The organism is Cognatilysobacter bugurensis (assembly GCF_014652095.1).
Lineage (GTDB): Bacteria > Pseudomonadota > Gammaproteobacteria > Xanthomonadales > Xanthomonadaceae > Cognatilysobacter > Cognatilysobacter bugurensis.
This window is the reverse complement of sequence record NZ_BMYD01000005.1, coordinates 102,253-121,052: the sequence shown is the minus strand read 5'-3', so window position 1 is coordinate 121,052 and position 18,800 is coordinate 102,253. Positions and strand designations below refer to the sequence as shown.

At 69.7% G+C, this 18,800-nt stretch carries 14 protein-coding genes; 9 read left to right on the top strand and 5 right to left on the bottom strand.

Annotated elements, in window-relative coordinates:
• Window positions 1–108 precede the first annotated feature (108 nt).
• Entirely contained in the window at window positions 109–2,337 is a 2,229-nt protein-coding gene (locus IE075_RS13455) for an NADP-dependent isocitrate dehydrogenase (protein WP_189457743.1), read from the top strand.
• Window positions 2,338–2,387: 50 nt separating this feature from the next.
• Here the strand turns inward: IE075_RS13455 and IE075_RS13450 are convergent, their stop codons facing one another.
• A complete protein-coding gene (locus IE075_RS13450) occupies window positions 2,388–2,600 on the bottom strand; it encodes a hypothetical protein (protein WP_189457508.1) in 213 nt (70 codons plus the stop codon).
• A 195-nt stretch (window positions 2,601–2,795) separates the two neighbouring features.
• On the opposite strand from IE075_RS13450, the gene IE075_RS13445 reads away from it, so the two are divergent.
• From IE075_RS13445 to IE075_RS13435, 3 genes are all read left to right on the top strand, one after another.
• On the top strand, window positions 2,796–3,683 hold the full coding sequence (locus tag IE075_RS13445; RefSeq protein WP_189457506.1) for a class I SAM-dependent methyltransferase: 888 nt from the start codon (window positions 2,796–2,798) through the stop codon (window positions 3,681–3,683).
• 112 nt (window positions 3,684–3,795) lie between these two features.
• The gene (locus IE075_RS13440; RefSeq protein WP_189457504.1) at window positions 3,796–4,332 is read left to right on the top strand and encodes a pseudouridine synthase; all 537 of its coding nucleotides are present in this window, start codon (window positions 3,796–3,798) and stop codon (window positions 4,330–4,332) included.
• Window positions 4,333–4,503: 171 nt separating this feature from the next.
• The gene (locus IE075_RS13435; RefSeq protein ID WP_189457502.1) at window positions 4,504–5,595 is read left to right on the top strand and encodes a hybrid sensor histidine kinase/response regulator; all 1,092 of its coding nucleotides are present in this window, start codon (window positions 4,504–4,506) and stop codon (window positions 5,593–5,595) included.
• Window positions 5,596–5,907: 312 nt separating this feature from the next.
• On the opposite strand, the gene IE075_RS13430 is transcribed toward IE075_RS13435, so the two are convergent.
• On the bottom strand, window positions 5,908–6,333 hold the full coding sequence (locus IE075_RS13430) for a hypothetical protein (protein ID WP_189457500.1): 426 nt from the start codon (window positions 6,331–6,333) through the stop codon (window positions 5,908–5,910).
• Window positions 6,334–6,527: 194 nt separating this feature from the next.
• Entirely contained in the window at window positions 6,528–9,071 is a 2,544-nt protein-coding gene (gene hrpB, locus IE075_RS13425; protein WP_189457498.1) for an ATP-dependent helicase HrpB, read from the bottom strand.
• A 98-nt stretch (window positions 9,072–9,169) separates the two neighbouring features.
• Here hrpB and IE075_RS13420 point away from each other — a divergent pair, with 98 nt between their 5' ends.
• From IE075_RS13420 to IE075_RS13410, 3 genes are all read left to right on the top strand, one after another.
• Window positions 9,170–9,964, top strand: coding sequence for a TatD family hydrolase (locus IE075_RS13420; RefSeq protein ID WP_189457496.1), 795 nt, complete (start codon window positions 9,170–9,172; stop codon window positions 9,962–9,964).
• Window positions 9,965–10,043: 79 nt separating this feature from the next.
• On the top strand, window positions 10,044–11,156 hold the full coding sequence (locus IE075_RS13415; protein ID WP_189457494.1) for an efflux RND transporter periplasmic adaptor subunit: 1,113 nt from the start codon (window positions 10,044–10,046) through the stop codon (window positions 11,154–11,156).
• Window positions 11,153–14,224, top strand: a complete 3,072-nt coding sequence (locus IE075_RS13410) for an efflux RND transporter permease subunit (RefSeq protein ID WP_229792531.1) — start codon at window positions 11,153–11,155, stop codon at window positions 14,222–14,224. The genes IE075_RS13415 and IE075_RS13410 overlap by 4 nt, the downstream gene beginning before the upstream one ends.
• A 27-nt stretch (window positions 14,225–14,251) precedes the next feature.
• Here IE075_RS13410 and IE075_RS13405 read toward each other — a convergent pair whose 3' ends face one another.
• Both IE075_RS13405 and IE075_RS13400 read right to left on the bottom strand, forming a co-directional pair.
• Window positions 14,252–15,052 (bottom strand): ABC transporter permease, encoded by an 801-nt coding sequence (locus IE075_RS13405; protein WP_189457493.1) that lies wholly within the window; start codon window positions 15,050–15,052, stop codon window positions 14,252–14,254.
• Between the two features lie 26 nt (window positions 15,053–15,078).
• Window positions 15,079–16,080 (bottom strand): ABC transporter ATP-binding protein, encoded by a 1,002-nt coding sequence (locus tag IE075_RS13400; protein ID WP_189457492.1) that lies wholly within the window; start codon window positions 16,078–16,080, stop codon window positions 15,079–15,081.
• A 98-nt stretch (window positions 16,081–16,178) separates the two neighbouring features.
• On the opposite strand from IE075_RS13400, the gene IE075_RS13395 reads away from it, so the two are divergent.
• Together IE075_RS13395 and IE075_RS13390 are read left to right on the top strand one after the other, a co-directional pair.
• Window positions 16,179–16,946: a ferredoxin--NADP reductase gene (locus tag IE075_RS13395; protein WP_189457490.1), complete on the top strand. Its 768-nt coding sequence runs from the start codon at window positions 16,179–16,181 to the stop codon at window positions 16,944–16,946.
• Window positions 16,947–17,250: 304 nt separating this feature from the next.
• The gene (locus IE075_RS13390; RefSeq protein ID WP_189457488.1) at window positions 17,251–18,765 is read left to right on the top strand and encodes an alpha/beta hydrolase; all 1,515 of its coding nucleotides are present in this window, start codon (window positions 17,251–17,253) and stop codon (window positions 18,763–18,765) included.
• The last annotated feature ends 35 nt before the right edge of the window (window positions 18,766–18,800 follow it).

Genomic DNA, 18,800 nt, shown 5'->3' with positions numbered 1-18,800 from the left:
TTTTGCCCGTGACACCTTGAACCGCGACAATGCGCGCCCGCGCCGCGGCGCGTGTCCATGCGCGAGCGTACGCCGCGCCGTCTTTCCGCCCGATTCCGCGAGACCGACATGCCGAACACGCCGAAGATCCTCTACACGCTGACCGACGAAGCCCCGTTCCTCGCCACGCAGTCGCTGCTGCCGATCGTCGAGGCGTTCGCCGGCACTGCCGGCATCGCGGTCGAAACGCGCGACATCTCGCTCGCCGGCCGCATCCTCGCGCAGTTCCCCGAAGCGCTCGGCGACAAGGCCGTCAGCGACGATCTCGCCGAGCTCGGCGCGCTCGCGACGACGCCCGAGGCGAACATCATCAAGCTGCCGAACATCAGCGCCTCGGTGCCGCAGCTCAAGGCCGCGATCAAGGAACTGCAGCAGCAGGGCTACGCGCTGCCCGACTACCCGGAAGAGCCGGGCACGGATGCCGAGCGCGACACCCAGGCGCGCTACGACCGCGTCAAGGGCAGCGCGGTGAACCCGGTGCTGCGCGAAGGCAACTCCGATCGCCGCGCGCCGGCCTCCGTCAAGCAGTACGCGCGCAAACATCCGCACCGCATGGGCAAGTGGAGCGCGGACTCGAAGACGCACGTCGCGCACATGGACGGCGGCGATTTCTACGGCAGCGAGCGCTCGACGACGGTGCATGAAGCGACGAACGTGCGCATCGAACACGTCGGCAGCGATGGCGCGGTGCGCGTGCTCAAGCCGAAGGTCGCGCTGCAGGCCGGCGAGGTCATCGACGCCGCCACGATGAGCGCCAATGCGCTCACGGGCTTCGTCGATGCGCAGATCGCTGACGCGCGCGCGCAGGGCGTGCTGTTCTCGCTGCATCTCAAGGCGACGATGATGAAGGTCTCCGACCCGATCATGTTCGGCATCGTCGTCGAGCGCTTCTACCGCGAAGCGCTGGCCAAGCACGCCGCGGTGCTGGAATCGGTCGGCTTCGATGCAAACAACGGCATCGGCGATCTGTATGCGCGACTGCCGCAGCTCGATGCGAGCGTGCGCGAGACGATCGAGGCCGATCTCAAGGCCGTGTACGAGCAGCGCCCCGCGGTCGCGATGGTCAACTCCGACAAGGGCATCACGAACCTGCACGTGCCGAGCGACGTCATCGTCGACGCCTCGATGCCGGCGATGATCCGCGACAGCGGCAAGATGTGGAACGCCGCCGGTGAGCTGCAGGACACGAAGGCCGTGATCCCCGACCGCTCGTACGCGCGGATCTACCAGGCGGTGATCGACGACTGCAGGGCGAACGGCGCGTTCGACCCGGCCACGATGGGCTCGGTGCCGAACGTCGGCCTCATGGCGCAGAAGGCCGAGGAATACGGCTCGCACGACAAGACCTTCCGCATCGATGCGGCCGGGACCGTGCGCGTCGTCGACGAAGCCGGCACCGTGCTGCTGCAGCACGACGTCGCGCCGGGCGACATCTGGCGCATGTGCCAGACCAAGGACGCGCCGATCCGCGACTGGGTCAAGCTCGCGGTCACGCGCGCACGCCTGTCGAATACGCCGGCGATCTTCTGGCTGGACGAGAACCGCGCGCACGACACGCAGCTCATCGCGAAAGTCGAGGCGTACCTGAAAGAGCACGACACCAGCGGCCTCGACATCCGCATCCTCGCGCCGGTCGAGGCGATGAAGCTCTCGCTCGAGCGCATCCGCGCCGGGCAGGACACGATCTCGGTGACCGGCAACGTGCTGCGCGACTACCTCACCGACCTGTTCCCGATCCTCGAGCTCGGCACGAGCGCGAAGATGCTTTCGGTCGTGCCGCTGATGGCGGGCGGCGGCTTGTTCGAGACGGGCGCCGGCGGCAGCGCGCCCAAGCACGTGCAGCAGTTCGTCGAAGAGAACTACCTGCGCTGGGATTCGCTCGGCGAGTTCCTCGCGCTCGCAGCCTCGCTCGAGCACCTGGCCAACACGACCGGCAACGCGCGTGCGCAGGTGCTCGCCGATGCGCTCGACGTCGCAAACGCGCGCATCCTCGACGAGAACCGCTCGCCGGCGCGCAAGGTCGGCCAGCTCGACAACCGCGGCACGCACGTCTACCTCGCGCGCTACTGGGCCGAAGCGCTCGCCGCGCAGGACAGCGATGCCGAGCTCAAGTCACTGTTCGCGCCGATCGCCGGGCAGTTGACCGCGGACGAGTCGAAGATCCACGCCGAGCTCGTTGCGGTGCAGGGCCGGCCGGTCGACATCGGCGGCTACTACCAGCCCGACATCGCCAAGCTCGCCGATGCGATGCGCCCGAGCGCGACGTTCAACGCCGCGCTCGCCACGCTCAAGCGCTGACGGCAACCCATGCGCCGGCCGCATCGTCGCGGCCGGCGCGGCTTCGTGACTCAGGCGGCGCGGTCGTACTCGGCGAGCCGGCGCAGCACCGCGCGTTCGTGCTCGATCGTCGCCAGTGCCGGCACATCGTCCAGCACCGGCAGCGGCGGGCACGCCGCGCGCACTGGCGTCGCACGGCCGGCGCCGTAGCGGGGCCGGCGCAGGTCGAACGCGCCGGCGGCGCGGGCCGGTTCGAACATCCATTCGCTTTTGAACAGGCGCATCGCAGATCTCCTTTTCGGGGGCGCGGCAGGCAGGCCGCGGTCATGGGCTTTGACGCGGCGCAGGCTACGCAGCGCGCATGACACCGCTGCGCCAGCCGCGTTGCGGTGCGATGTCGGCCCGGTGTCGCAAGCGCGATGGTCCGCTCACATGCGCTCGCGGTACGCTCGCCGGTCCCCGACCCTCGGAGCCGTCGCATGAATCGTCTGCTGCTCGCCACGCTCGTCCCCGCCCTGCTCGCCGCCTGCGCCTCCACGCAGGATTCCCCGACGAACACCGCCTCGGCCGCCGAGGCGAACGCGGCTGCGACTGCATCCGCCCCCGCATCCGCGTCCGCCGTCGACACCGCCGCGCTCGACGCCGCGATCGCCGGTGACTGGCGCAGCGCCGAGAACCGTGCGCGCGATGCGCACCGCCACCCGCGTGAGACGCTTGCGTTCTTCGGCGTCGAGCCCGACGACACCGTCATCGAGATCACCCCCGGCGGCGGCTGGTACTCCGAAGTGCTCGCGCCGTACCTCGCGCGCGGCCAGTACGTCGCCGCGGTGGTCGACCCGGCTTCGCAGAGCAACGAGAAGGCACGGGCCTACTACACGAAGGCGAACGACGGCCTGACGGCGAAGCTCACCGGCGACGCCGCGCGCTTCGGCGGCGCGCGCACGGTCAAGTTCGACCCGAAGCAGCCGAACTTCGGCGCGCCGGGCTCGGCGGACGTCGTGCTGACGTTCCGCAACGTCCACAACTGGCGCATGGACGGCAACGCCGAGGCGATGTTCAAGGGCTTCTACGATGTGCTCAAGTCCGGCGGCACGCTGGGCGTCGTCGAGCACCGCGCCGCGGCCGACGTGCCGGCCGATGACAAGTCCGGCTACGTGGGCCAGGCGCAGGTGATCGCACTCGCGAAAGCAGCCGGCTTCGAACTCGCCGCGCAAAGCGAAGTCAACGCGAACCCGCGCGACACGAAGAACCATCCGAACGGCGTGTGGACGCTGCCGCCCGCCAAGCGGCACGAGGCGGCCGACGCGGCGAAGTACGAGGCGATCGGCGAAAGCGATCGCATGACGCTGCGCTTCCGCAAGCCGTGATGCGGACTGGGTGATCCACGAACGCGATCGGTACGGGTGAGTGCGGTGCATGCCAGCCGCGCCGGCTGTCTCGATCGTGCCCGCAACGGATCACCTTGGGTAATTCCGCCTCATGCTCGTCGCGTTCAACAAGCCCTACGGCGTGCTGTGCCAGTTCACCGACCGCAGCACGCCACCGCGGCCCACGCTGGCTCGTTTCGGCCTGCCGCCGGACGTGTATGCAGCCGGCCGGCTCGATCACGACAGTGAAGGGCTGCTGCTGCTCACCGACGACGGCACGCTCGCACATCGGCTCACCGATCCGCGCCACAAGCAGCCCAAAACCTACTGGGTGCAGGTCGAAGGCGATCCGGACGAATCCCACCTCGACGCGCTGCGCCGGGGCGTCGAGCTCAATGACGGGCGCACGCGCCCGGCCGGCGCGCGACGCATCGATGCGCCGACGCTGTGGCCCCGCGATCCGCCTGTGCGCTTTCGAAAGACCGTGCCCGACGCGTGGCTCGAAATCGAACTGCGTGAAGGCCGCAACCGGCAGGTGCGCCGCATGACCGCGGCGGTCGGTCTGCCGACACTGCGCCTGGTGCGCGCTGCGATGGGCGGACACCGGCTGGACGGGCTCGCGCCCGGAACATGGCGGCGCATTGATTGACGCTGCGCACTGCGGCCGCGTCCGGCTTCGCTTGCCGTTCACACCGTCTGGAGGGCGTATTCAGCAAGCTGACTTCATTCTGGATGAGTGGAAGATCGTTCTGTTAACGTTCGTCGTGTTTGCATGAGCGCTGCGCCGAATTCTGCGCGCGCGCCCGGATCAAAGGACGCCATGGCTGTAGCCGCCTCCAATTCGGGCAGGATTCTTGTCGTCGACGACCAGGCTGCGAACCTGCGCGTGGTCAGCATGCTGCTGACGCGTCAGGGCTACGAGGTCGCGACGGCCGAGTCCGGTGAGAAGGCGATCGAGTCCTACGGCGCATCCGAGCCGGACATGATCCTGCTCGACATGATGATGCCCGGCATGGACGGCTTCGAAGTGCTGCAGGCGTTGCGCAACCACGAGCGCCCGTTGCGCGCCCCGGTCGTGTTCGTCACGGCCGCGCACGATCGCGACCTGCTGCTGCGCGCGTTCGAAGCCGGCGTTGTCGACTACGTCACCAAGCCGTTCCTCCCCGAGGAGCTGCTGGCGCGCGTGAACGCGCACATCGGCCTCAAGCTCACCCGCGACCGGCTCGAGCGCGTGGCGCGCGAACGCGAAGAACTCGTCAATCTCGTCGCGCACGATCTCAAGAACCCGCTCACGAGCGTGCTGTTCGCAAGCGATCTGCTGCGCAGCAATGGCTGCAAGCCCGAGCGCAAGCCGCGCTACTACGAAATGATCCACGAGAGCGCGACCGACGCGCTTGGCTACATCCGCCATTACCTCGAAAGCCGCGCCGGGCAGCAGAAGGCGGCGCAGACCAAGGCGTCGGCGAGCCTCGCCGAGACGTTCGACTGGCTGCTGCGCCGCTATGAAATGCAGCTCGAATCGAAGGGTCTGCGCGTCAAGCTCGTGCCGCCGCCGCGCGATGCGCGCGTTGCGATCGACGAGCGCGTGTTGCGCCAGGTCAGCGAAAACCTCGTCACGAATGCAATGAAGTACGCGCCGGGCAGCGAACTCACGCTGATCGGCCGGGCCGGCGCGCCGGGTTTCTGGCAGCTCATCGTGGCCGACCGCGGGCCGGGGATTTCAGCCTCGAAGCAGCGCGAGCTGTTCAAGCCGTTCGTGCGCTTGCACGAAGAGGCGAACGACGATGGCGTGTCCAGCGGTCTGGGGCTGTCGCTCGCGAAACAGATCATCGTGAACGCCGGCGGCCAGCTCTGGTACGAAGAACGCAAGAGCGGCGGCGCGCGCTTTGTGATCGAACTGCCCCAGGCGTAGCGCAGCACGGCTGGACCGTCCGAGCGCACCACCTGCGTGCGGATCAGCCGCGCCAGCTCGACTCGATCTCGATCGGCGCCCGTGCCTTATCGCACGTCGGGTGCATCGGACAACGCACAGTGACCCGCAGCGGCGAAGCCGCCTCGCGGCTCAGGCGCAGCTAATCCACGCTATCAATAGACGCGCTGGCAAGTGCTCGCTCGGGCACACGCATGAAACTAGCGCCAAACGAGCGGACTCGTTCGGCGCATCGTTGAACGTTATCGCGCACTTCCGGACACCGCAGGCTGCGGATGCCCGGTCACCGATCACTTATTGCGTCGCGTTCGGCGTGCTGTCGTTGCGTGCGCCACCGCGTGCGCCGCCCCGCTTACGCGATCGTGCACCGGCGGACGCGTTGCGACGGCCGCTGTGGTCACGCTCGCCGTTCGCGTTGAACTGCGCATCGTTGCTCTGGCTCGCATCGATGCGGCGCGAGCTGCGCTCGCCGGCGATGATCGTATTGCCCTGCTCGGCGCGCGCGCTGCGGCGCTTGGCTGCGTACCACAGCAGGCCTGCGCCAGCGACGGTGGCGACGGTCACGGCGGGGTGGCGGCGCAGGAACAGGCCCGCAACGCGGACACCGGTCTTCGCGGCGCCGAGTTTCGTGCCTGCAGCAAGCAGCGCATTGGCGCTCGGCACCATGAACTTGAGGTTGTCACCGACCTGCTTGGCGCGGCCGATTGCACGGTCGGTCATGGAGGGCTGTCTGAACCACATGGCGAAAATCCTGCAGCGGGAGCGGAAGCCAGTGTCGAGCGGCCGTCGTTGAAGCAGCGTGAGCGGGGCTTGCATTGCATCTGAGCGCACCTGCTGCAGCGCGAGCTCAGCTCTCGACGCAATGCACCGCGGTAACACCCAAGAGCGCCCATGCGACGGCCTGCTGCGGCCGGTTACGTCCCCCGCGGCTTCGCCCGATGTGTGGCGGTTGCGCTCCACGGATCGTCGGGCCATGGGTGCCGTGGGTAGCGACCTTTCATTTCCTTCTTGACCTCGGGGTACGTGCGTTCCCAGAAGCCGCGCAGGTCCTGCGTCACCTGCAGCGGGCGGCCGGCAGGTGAGAGCAGGTGAAGCGTGAGCGGCACACGCCCATCGGCGATGCGCGGGGTGTCGGCCAGCCCGAACAGCTCCTGCAGCTTGACTGCGAGCACGGGCGCAAGCGACGTGTCGGTTTCGGCGTCGAACGCGTACTCGATGCGGCGCTCCATGCCCGACGGCACGACGGTGCGCACCGGCGCGAGCGCGTCGATGCGCGTGCGCAGCGACCAGTCGAGACCGGACTTGAGCGCTTCGGCCAGCGCGGCTTCGTCGATCGAATCGAGCCGCGTTTTCCCGGCGAGCGCGGGCGCGAGCCAGTCGTCGAGCGATGCGAGCAGTGCAGCGTCCGAAAGATCCGGAAGTGCTTCGCCGAGCTCGGACATCCACGCGCGTAGGCAGCGCACGCGTGCACGCCATTGCACGAGGTTTTCGGTCCACGGCAAGGCGTCGAGGCCGAGATCGCGCACGGCCTCGATGAGCGCTTCGGCGCAGCGTGCAGGATCGGGCTTCGCAAGCGGGCGACGCTCGAGCACGATGCGGTCGAAGCGCCGTTCGCGCACTGCGGCGACGCCGCGCGCCGCCGCGTCCCAGACCACGCGGTCCTCGCTGACGAAGCGCTGCGGAAACTCGCGTGCGAGTCGCGCCTCGTCGACCGGCGCGCCGCGCAGCACGCGGGCGTCGCGCGCCTCGTCGCGCAGTTCGCTGATGACGATCCACGGCTCACCGAACAGCGCACTGTCGTCAAACAGCTGCGCGCTGCGACCGTTCGACAGCGTGTAGCGGCGCGGATCGCTGGGATGCTGGCGTGCGATGCGATCCGGGAACGCGTGTGCGAGCACGTCGCCGAGCGCATGCGCGGGCACGCTCCCCGGCGGCGGCGCATCAAGGCGCAAGCGACGACGCCATTGCTTCGCCGCCTGATCGAGCGCAGCGAGCGCCGAACGCGAGGCATCGGGCGCGATGCGACCGGCACGGAACGCCGCCAGCGCCTGCCAGCGATCGATGAGCGCATCGGAGCGGCTGCGCAGCGGATCGCGCGCTTCGATCAGCGCAGCGACATCGCAGGCGAGCGCCTGCTCGCGCGGATCGGTCGGCGCAAGCAGCATCGCGGCGAGCCGCGGGTGCGTGCCGAGCGCGAGCATGCGCCGGCCAAGCGGTGTGAGCGCATCGCGATCGAGCGCGCCGAGCCGCTCGAGCAGTTCGCGCGCGGCCGCGAGCGCGCCGGGCGGTGGGGCGTCGACGAAGCGCAGATCGCTCGCGCCCCAAGCCGCGAGTTCGAGCGCGAGGCCCGCAAGTTCGACCTGCGCGATCTCGGGCCGGCGCTGCGGTTCGAGCCGCTGCGACTGCGGCCACAACCGGTACGCCCAGCCGTCGGCAACGCGGCCGGCGCGGCCGGCGCGCTGGTCGGCCGAGGCCTGCGCGATCGGCACCACGTCGAGCCGCGCGAAACCGCTGTTCGGGTCGTAGCGCGGCTCGCGCGCGAGGCCTGCATCGATGACCACGCGCACGCCGGGCAGCGTCACGCTCGACTCGGCGACATTCGTCGCGAGCACGACGCGGCGCGCGCCGTCGGGTCCCGGCTGCAGCACGCGCGATTGCTGCTCGATCGGCAACTCGCCGTGCAACGCGAGCACGTCGACGTCGGCCGGCAATGCGGCGCTCGCGAGTGCGCCATCGACGCGCGCGATCTCGCGCTGGCCCGGCAGGAACACGAGCACGTCGCCTGCGTGCTGCCCGAGTGCGTGCTCGACCGCGCGACGCGCGTGGTGCTCGAGCGCCTCGTCTCGGCGCGCCGGAAAGTGCGCGATGTCGACGGGGTAACTGCGCCCCGCGCTCGACAGGCGCGGCGCATCGAGCCACGACGCGAGCCGCTCGCCGTCGAGCGTGGCAGACATCACCACGATGCGCAGGTCGTCGCGCAGCTGCGCCTGCACGTCGAGCGCAAGCGCAAGGCCGAGGTCGGCCGCCAGGTGGCGCTCGTGGAATTCGTCGAACAGCAGCGCGCCGACGCCGTCGAGCGTCGGGTCGTCCTGGACCATGCGCGTGAGGATGCCCTCGGTGACGACCTCGATCCGCGTGTCGGCCGAAACGCGGTTCTCGAAGCGGATCCGGTAGCCGACAGTCCTGCCGACCTGCTCGCCGCGCTGGCGTGCCATGAACGTCGCGGCCGCGCGCGCTGCGACCCGGCGCGGTTCGAGCATCACGATTTTCTGACCGCGCAGCCACGGCGCATCAAGCAGCGCCGGCGGCACCTGCGTGGTCTTGCCCGCGCCGGGCGGCGCTTCGAGCACCAGGCGCGGGTGCGCGTCGAGGCTCGCGCGGATCGCAGGCAGCAGGGAATCGATCGGGAAAGGCACGGTGTCGAGAACCGGAGGCAAGGTGCGGCGCAGCGGCGGCATTGTCTCAGGCGCTGGCGGCCCCGGAGGTATCCTTGCGCCCCGTCGCGCGGCCCGGCTTGCCGACCCGCCCCGCTCCAATCCGTTCGCAGGTCCCGTCCGTGCATCTCATCGACATCGGCGCCAACCTCACCCACGAATCCTTCGATCGCGACCGCGACGCCGTGCTTGCGCGCGCGCGCGAGGCCGGCATCGTGCAGATGGTGATCACCGGCGCAAGCCGCGAGCATTCGCCCAAAGCGCTCGAACTCGCGCAGGCGCATCCGGGCTTTCTGTATTCGACTGCGGGCGTGCATCCGCACCATGCGGTCGAATACACGGCCGAGTGCGATGCCGAGATGCGTGCGTTGATCGCGCACGATGAGGTCGTCGCGGTCGGCGAATGCGGGCTCGACTACTTCCGTGATTTCTCGCCGCGGCCGGCGCAACGCCGCGCGTTCGAGCAGCAGCTGCAGATCGCGGTCGACACGGGTAAGCCGCTGTTCCTGCACCAGCGCGACGCGCACGAGGACTTCGTCGCGATCATGCGCAACTTCGAAGGCAAGCTCGGGCCGTGCGTCGTGCACTGCTTCACCGGCACGCGCGAGGAGGCGTTCGCGTATCTGGATCGCGACTGGCACATCGGCATCACCGGCTGGCTCTGCGACGAGCGGCGCGGCCAGCATCTGCGCGAGATCGTGCCGCACCTGCCGCTCGACCGGCTGATGATCGAGACCGATGCGCCGTACCTGCTGCCGCGCACGCTCAAGCCGATGCCGAAGGACCGCCGCAACGAGCCGGCGTTCCTCGCGCACATCGTCGAGGAACTCGCGCGCGACCGCGGTGAGCCCGTCGAGACCGTGGCCGCGCGCACGAGCGCGACCGCACGCGAATTTTTCCGCCTGCCCGCGCCATAAGCGACACTTCGCCGGTCACATACCGGCCCGTATCCTTGGCGGTCGCGGGCGCAGCGCCCGAGCGATTCCGAGGAACACGATGATCCGACACTGGGCGGCCGCGGCATGCGTGTGCGCGGTGCTTTCCGCATGCGGTTCGCGCGATGAGGCGCCGGCGGCGGACGCCGCGCCGTCGTCGCTCGCGGTCACTGTGCAGCCCGCGCGCATGCGTGAACTGCCGCGCACGATCGCGGTCTCGGGCCCGGTCACCGCATGGGAGGAGATGCAGCTCGGCGTCGAACTCGGCGGCCTGCGCGTGACCGACCTGCACGTCGACGTGGGCGAGCGCGTGCGCAAGGGCGAGCTGCTGCTCGAACTCGATGCGCGCACGGTATCGAGCGAGCTCGCGCAGGCGCGCGCCGCGCACGCGGAGGCGCAGTCCGGGCTCGAACTCGCGCAGGCCAACCTGCGCCGAGGCGAAACGCTCGGCAAGGAGCAGCTCATCAGTGCGAGCGCGCTCGACGAACTGCGCGCCGCGCGCACGCAGGCGCAGGCCCGCGTCGCGACCGCCCGTGCCGCGGTTGATGCCGCGCAGTTGCGGGTCGACTTCACCCGCCTGCGCGCGCCCGACGACGGGATCATCTCCAAGCGCCTCGTCGAGCCGGGCCAGGTCGTCGCCGCAGGCAGCGAACTGCTGCGATTGATCCGCGACGGCCGGCTCGAGTGGCAGGCCGAGCTCGCGTCCGACGAAATTGCGCGCGTGTCGGTCGGTGACCCGGTGACGCTCGACGCGCCCGGCGGCGCGGTCGCCGAAGGCCGCGTGCGGGCGGTGAGCCCGGGCGTCGACGCCACCACGCGCACCGGCACCGTCTACGCCGACCTGCCCGACCCCGAAGGCCTGCAGATCGGCCAGTTCGTCCCCGGCCGCATCGCAACCGGCGCCGGCCAGGCGCTCACCGTGCCGGCCGCGGCCGTCGTCGAGCGCGATGGGTATCCGTACGTCTTTACGGTCGGCCGCGATGGCGTCGCCAAGCGCCTGCGCGTGCGCACCGGCACGCGCGCCGGTGAGGTGATCGAAATCCTCGACGGCCTCAAGCCGGGCACGCCGGTGGCCGTGCGCGGCGTGGGCTTCCTCGGCGACGGTGACCGCGTGCGCGTGGTCGCCGAAAGCGCCGCAACGCCCGCCGCGAACCCTGCGCCGGCGGCGCCATGATCAACGTCTCCGCGTGGGCGATCCGCCGGCCGCTGCCGGCGCTGATGATCTTCTTCGTGCTGTGCTTGGCCGGTCTGTGGGGCTTTGTGAAGCTGCCGGTCGCGCGCTTTCCCGACATCGCGTTCCCGATGGTCACGGTCACCGTGCCGCAGCCGGGCGCGTCGCCGTCCCAGCTCGAGACCGAAGTGACGCGCCTGGTCGAGGACCAGGTCGCCACGCTCAACGGCGTCAAGCGCGTGGTTTCGACGGTCACGGAAGGCGCGAGCACGACCGCGGTCGAGTTCGAACTCGAAACCGACCTGCCGACCGCGCTCGACGATGTGCGCGACGCGGTCAGCCGCATCCGCGGCGACCTGCCGCAGGACATCCAGGAGCCGATCGTCAGCAAGGTCGACATCGGCGGTGCGCTGATGACCTACGCCGTCGCGTCCGAGCGCATGGGCGTGGACGAGCTCAGCTGGTTCGTCGACCGCGAGGTCGCGCGTGCGATGTACGGCGTGCCGGGTGTCGCGCTCGTCTCGCGCCAGGGCGGCATCGAGCGGCAGATCCGCATCGACCTCGACCCGCAGGCGCTGCTCGCGTACGGCGTGACGGCCGGTGAGATCAGCCAGCAGATCGCGCGCAGCCAGGTCGAGCGGCCCGGCGGCCGCGCCGAACTCGGCGACAGCGAGCAGGTGATTCGCACCGTCGGCACTGCGGCGGACGCGCAGGCGCTGCGCAACTTCAGCATCCCGTTGCGCGACGGCCGCGCGGTGCGACTCGGCACGCTTGCGCGCATCACCGACGCGGCCGCCGATCCGAGCCAGGTCGCGCTGCTCGACGGCCAACCGGTGGTCGCGTTCTCGCTGTCGCGCTCACGCGGCTCGAGCGAGCTCGAAGTGGCCGAGGGCGTACGCGAGGCATTGGCGCAGCTGGAGGCCGCGCATGCGGGCGTGAAGTTCCAGCTCGTGACGTCGATGGTCGAAGAGGCCGAGCGCTCGTACGAATCGTCGATGACGATGCTGTTCGAAGGCGCGCTGCTCGCGCTGATCGTCGTGTGGCTGTTCCTGCGCGACTGGCGCGCGACGTGGATCTCCGCGCTCGCATTGCCGCTGTCGATCATCCCCACGTTCGCGGTGATGTACTTCTTCGGCTTCACGCTCAACCTCATCACCCTGCTCGCGCTCAGCGTGGTGGTCGGCATCCTCGTCGACGATGCGATCGTGGAGATCGAGAACATCGTGCGCCACCTGCAGATGGGCAAGCCGCCGCTGGAGGCCGCACGCGAGGCGGCCGACGAGATCGGCGTGGCGGTGATCGCGACCTCGCTCACGCTCGCCGCGGTGTTCGTGCCGGTCGCGTTCATGCCGGGCATCCCCGGCAAGTTCTTCCGCGAGTTCGGCTGGACGGCCGCGGCGGCGGTGCTGTTCTCGCTGCTCGTCGCGCGCCTGCTCACGCCGATGATCGCGGCGTACCAGCTCAAGCCCAAGCCGCACGTGGAAACCGAGGGCCCGTTGATGCGGCGCTACCTGCGTCTCGTCGATGCCGCGCTTCGCCACCGCTGGATCACGCTCGGGGCGGCGACGGTGTTTTTCTTCGGCTCGCTCGCGCTGATCCCGTTCATCCCGACCACGTTCATTCCGTTCTCCGACCTCGGCCGCAGCAACCTCAGCCTCGAGCTGCCGCCGGGCACGCCGATCGAAGAGACCGTGCGCGTGTCCGAACAGGCGCGCGCGCGGCTCGCGTCGATCCCGGAGTTGCGCCAGGTCTACACGACGATCGGCTCGGTGCTCGACATCGGCGATCCGGGCAAGACCGGCGTCGGCGAAGCGCGCAAGGCGACGCTCGTGCTCGACTGGGGCCCCGAGGGCGATCGCGACCGCGGCCAGAAAACGCTCGAGCGTCTCGCGCGCGCGAAGCTCGCCGACCTGCCCGGCGTGCGCGTGAGCTACATCAGCTCCGAGCCGGGCGAAACGCTGCAACTCGTGCTCGCGAGCGACGACCCACGCCGCCTGCAGGACGCATCGATCCAGCTCGAACGCGAGCTGCGCACGCTGCAAGGGCTCGGCAGCGTGAGCTCGTCGGCGTCGCTGCTGCGGCCCGAACTCGTGATCCGCCCGGACCCCGCACGCGCCGCGGATCTGGGCGTGTCGACCGCCGACATCGCCGAGGCCGCGCGCATCGCGACGAGCGGCGATTACACGCAGCGCCTCGCCAAGCTCAACCTGCCCGAGCGCCAGGTGCCGATCCGCGTCGGCTTCGCGCAGGACGCGCTGGCCGATCCCGCGCTGATCGGTCAACTGCGCGTGCCCGGAGCGAACGGCCCGGTGCCGCTGTCGGCGGTCGCCGACATCGAGCGCGGCAGCGGCGCGGCGCAGATCTCGCGCTACGAGCGCCAGCGCAACGTCACGTTCACCGCCGAGCTCAACGGTCGGCCCCTCGGCGAAGTGATGGCCGAGGTGCAGCAGCTGCCGACCGTGCGCGACCCACCGCCGGGTGTCGTGTTCCTCAACACCGGCGATGCGGAAATCTTCATCGAGCTGTTCACCGGCTTCCTGCTCGCGATGGCGGCCGGGCTGGTGTGCATCTACATGGTGCTGCTGCTGCTGTTCAACCACCCGCTGCAGCCGATCACGATCCTCGCCGCGGTGCCGCTGTGCGCGGGCGGCGCGTTCGGCGCGTTGCTGATCACGCAGCACCTGCTGTCGCTGCCGGCGTTGATCGGCCTGCTCATGCTGATCGGCATCGCGACGAAGAACTCGATCCTGCTCGTCGATTACGCGGTGATGGCGGAGGACGGCCTCGGCATGAGCCAGCACGATGCGCTCGTCGACGCCTGCCGCAAGCGCGCACGCCCGGTGATCATGACCACGCTCGCGATGGGCGCCGGCATGCTGCCGATCGCGCTCGGCTTTTCGGGCGATTCCAGCTTCCGCGCGCCGATGGCGGTCGCCGTGATCGGCGGCCTCATCACCTCGACGCTGCTGAGCCTGGTCGTGATCCCGGCGACGTTCACCGTGCTCGACGATCTCGGCGGATGGATCAACGCGAAGGTGCGCGGCAGGCGGGCCAAGCCCGCGACGCACTGACGGCGCGGGCCGCAACGCGGCCCCGCCTCAGCTGCGCAGCCCGATCCCGCGCTTGAGCAGCCACAGGCCGAGCGCCGCGAGCGCGATGACGAACGCGAACATCAGCGCATACGCGATGCCGACCGGCACGTCGCTGTGCCCGATGAGGCCGTAGCGGAACGCGTTGACCATGTAGAAGATCGGATTGAGGTGCGTCGCCGCCTCGGCCCACGCCGGCAGCAGCGAGACCGAATAGAACACGCCGCCGAGGTACGTGAGCGGGGTGAGGATGAACGTCGGCACGATCGCGATGTCGTCGAACTTCTTGGCGTACACCGCGTTGACGAAGCCGGCGAGCGCGAAGATCGTCGCCCCGAGCAGCACGGTGCTCAGCGTGACCAGCGGGTGCGGGATGCGCACGTCGGTGAACAGCAACGCGATGCACAGCACGATCGCGCCGACCATGATCCCGCGCAGCACGGCGCCGGTCACGTAGCCGAGCAGGATCACCCAGTGCGGCATCGGGCTCACGAGCAGCTCTTCGACATGGCGGCCGAATTTCGCGCCGAAGAAGCTCGAGGAGATGTTGCCGTAGCTGTTCTGGATCACGCTCATCATGACCAGGCCGGGCACGATGAAGTCCATGTACGGCAGGCCGTCCATCTTGCCCACGCGCGAGCCGATCAGGCCGCCGAAGATCAGGAAGTACAGCGTCATCGTGATCGCCGGGGGCACCAGCGTCTGGCCCCAGATGCGCAGGATGCGGGTGATCTCGCGGCGCACGATCGTGCCGAGCGCGACGAAGTTGCGCTGCGCGACCGAAGACTCGGCGTGGGGCGTGGTGTTCATCGAAGGGGCATTCCTTGAAAGTCGCCTCACGCGACCGGCTGCGGCGCGGGCTGCGCGGTGCCGTCGGGGGCGTTGTCGCCGGTCAGCCGCACGAACAGCTCTTCGAGGCGGTTGCTCTTGGTGCGCATCGAACGCACGCAGATGCCGGCCTCGCCGAGCGCGGCGAACACGCGGTTGAGGTCCATCGCGCGCGGCATTTCGATGTCGAGCGTGTGATCGTCGGTCGCGACGAGCGTGACGCCTTCGATCGCGGGCAGCGTATGCGGCAGTCGACCTTCGATGTCGAGCAGGAAGCCTTCGACGTCGAGCTTGGCGAGCAGCGCCTTGATCGGCCCCTGCTCGACGATGCGCCCGCGATCGATGATCGCCATGTTGCGGCACAGGTGTTCGGCTTCCTCGAGGTAGTGCGTGGTGAGGATGATCGTCGTGCCGGCCTCGTTGATCTCGCGCAGCGTCTTCCACATGCCGCGGCGGATCTCGATGTCGACGCCGGCCGTGGGCTCGTCGAGGATCAGCAGGCGCGGCCGCGTCATCATCGCGCGGGCGATCATGAGCCGGCGCTTCATGCCGCCCGACAGCGTGCGGCTCATCACCGTCGCCTTTTCCCACAGCTGCGCGCGGCGCAGCTCCTCTTCGGCGCGCACGAGCGCCTCCTCACGCGCGACACCGTAGAAACCCGCGTAGTTGACGAGGATGTCGAGCGGCTTCTCGAACATGTTGAAGTTGATTTCCTGCGGCACGAGGCCGATCAGGCGCATCGCCGCGCTGCGGTTCCGCACGAGGTCGGTGCCGAAGATGTGCACCTGGCCGCTCGTGGGGTTCACGAGCGAGCTCACGATGCCGATCAACGTCGACTTGCCCGCGCCGTTCGGCCCGAGCAGCGCGAAAAAGTCGCCGGGCATGACGTCGAGCGACACGCCCTTGAGCGCCTCGACACCGGTCTTGGCCCCGTCGCGGGCGTAGGTCTTGCGAAGGTCGTGGATCGAAAGTGCGGGCGCCGCGGGCGCGGCTGCCGGAATCTGGGTCATCGGGGGACAAGCCTGTGCCGCAAGCGGAACGGCGATGCCGGTAGTATAGGCGGCCCCGTGGCGGCGCTCCGGCCACGCAGCGTTGCAGCAATCGCCCCGTGGCCATCCAGCACTTCCCCCTCAAGCTCGTGTCGCGGCGCATGCTCGCGCCCACCGTCGGTCATTACGTCTTCGTGCGCGACGACGGCGCCCCGCTCGATTTCATCCCGGGCCAGTTCATCCAGGTGCATTTCCAGTACGGCGATGGCACCGCGACGAAGCGCAGCTATTCGCTGGCGACGATCCACGATCACGCGCTCGGTCCGGGCGAAGCGGTCGAGATCGCGGTGAGCTACGTGCCCGGCGGCGCCGCGACCGCATTGTTCGAAGGCCTCGACATCGGCGGCGTGGTCGACGCGAGCGGGCCGTTCGGCCGCTTCTGCCTGATGCCGCAGGACGCGAACCGCCGCTACCTGCTGATCGGCACCGGCACCGGCGTCACGCCGTACCGCTCGATGCTGCCCGAGCTCGAGCGGCTGATCGGCGAGCGCGGCGTCGAAATCGTGCTGCTGTTCGGCGCGCGCAACCCGACCGAGCTGCTCTACGGCGACGAGTTCCGCGCGTTCGCGCATAAACACCCGGACCACTTCCGCTTCGTGCCGTGCTTCTCGCGCGAGCTGCCCGAGCCGGGCTCGGCGCAGGCGCATGCGGACGTGCGCCACGGCTACGTGCAGCAGTTCCTGGCCGAATTCGCACCGAACCCGGACAGCGACATCGCCTACCTGTGCGGCAACCCGAACATGGTCGACGCGTGTTTCGAGGCGCTGAAAGGCCACGGGCTCGCGGTGCCGCAGGTCCGGCGCGAGAAGTACGTCAGCAGCAAATAGGCGCCGATCCGCGGGGGCCCTCCTGGGGCCGCCCCCAGCCTGCGTCACGGCCGGCTTGCACGTGCGGCGGACGCCTGCATCGCCTTGCCCCGCCGGCGCCCGGTCGTTCCGGCCTCAACGCCGACGCTGCCCGCTGCGCATGCACCCGCGGGTGGCGTTGCACGCCGGCAAGGCGGCCGCAACGCACCCTCTCCGACCGGGCGGACACCGCACGCGCGCAGGCACCCCTGCCATCGGTCAGGTTTTTCCGGACTTGGCGGTCTGTCATCCTCACAGGCGCTTTGCCGGGAATGAAAGGGGACCCATGGAAGCCGTACGACTGCTGGCCGTCGCATTGACGACGGCGTGCCTGCTGGCCGGCTGCGACACGCCGGACACGCAGGATGCAAAGACCACCGGCGCGGCCGAACGCCGCTTTGGCAGCATCACGTTCGAGCCGTGTTCGCTGACCGGCCCGATGAGCACCGAAAGCGTCGAGGCGCAGTGCGCCCGCTTCGCGGTGCCCGAGGACCGCGCCAAGCCGGACGGCCGCAAGATCATGCTCAACATGGCGTGGCTGCCGGCCACCCAGGAAGGCGCGGCCGAGCCGGACCCGGTGTTCCTGCTCGCCGGCGGCCCGGGCCAGGCCGCGACGGAAGTGTGGCCGCAGATCGACGGCGCGTTCGCCGCGGTGCGCAAGAACCGAGACGTGATCCTCGTCGACCAGCGCGGCACCGGGCAGTCCAATCCGTTGGTCTGCAACGACGCGAAGGGCGAGCCGGCTGCCGTGGCCGAGGCCGACACCGGCGGCGCGAGCCTGGCGGAACTCGCGAAGCAGTGCCTGGCCGGCCTCGACGCGGACCCGCGCTTCTACACCACGACCGAGGCGGTGCAGGACCTCGAAGCCGTGCGCGCCGCGCTCGGCGTCCCGCAGGTCAACCTGATCGGCGTGTCGTACGGCACGCGCGTGGCGCAGCAGTACACCGCGCGCCACCCCGATCGCACGCGCACGATCGTGCTCGACGGCGTCGCGCCGAACGACCTCGTCGTGGGCGGCGAGTTCGCGCGCACGTTCGACCGCGCACTCGCGCTGCAGGAGGCGCGCTGCGAGCAGTCCGCGGCCTGCAAGGCGCGCTTCCCGACCGGCCTGCGCGCGCAGCTGCGCCAGCTCAAGACGAAGCTGCAGGCGGCGCCGGTGGAGGTCGACTACCGCGACCCGGGCACCGGCGAGGTCAAGCGCGGCACGCTCACCGCCGACACGCTGACCGGCCTGAGCCATGCGTTTTCGTACATGCCGCAGCTCGCCTCGCTGCTGCCTGTGGTCATCGACGAGGCGGCGAAGGGCGAGTACGGCCCGTTGATGGCCCTGTCGAAGCTCGCTGAAGCGTCGATGGGCGGGCAGATCGCACGCGGCATGCAGCTGTCGGTGATCTGCGCCGAGGACGCCGACCGCTACCGGCCCGACCCGGCCGACGCCGACACCGTGCTTGGCGCCGAGCTGTCCCGGATGTTCTTCGAGACGTGCACGGTGTGGCCGAAAGGCACGCGACCGGCCGGCTTCAACAAGCCTTTGGAATCGCCGGTGCCGGCGCTGCTGATGTCCGGCGAGCTCGATCCCGTCACGCCGCCCGAGTACGGCGAGCGCGTGCTCAAGGGGCTGCCGAACGGACGCCACGTCGTATTGCGCGGCCAGGCGCACAACGTGTTCCACATCGGCTGCATGCCCAAGCTGCTCAGCCAGTTCATCGAGTCGGCCGATGCGAAGGCGCTCGACACCGAGTGCCTGAAGAGCGTGGACTTCGTGCCGCCGTTCACGAGCTTCAACGGGTGGGAACCGTGATGGGCCGCGTCCGCTGCTGCGAGCTGCCAGACCGC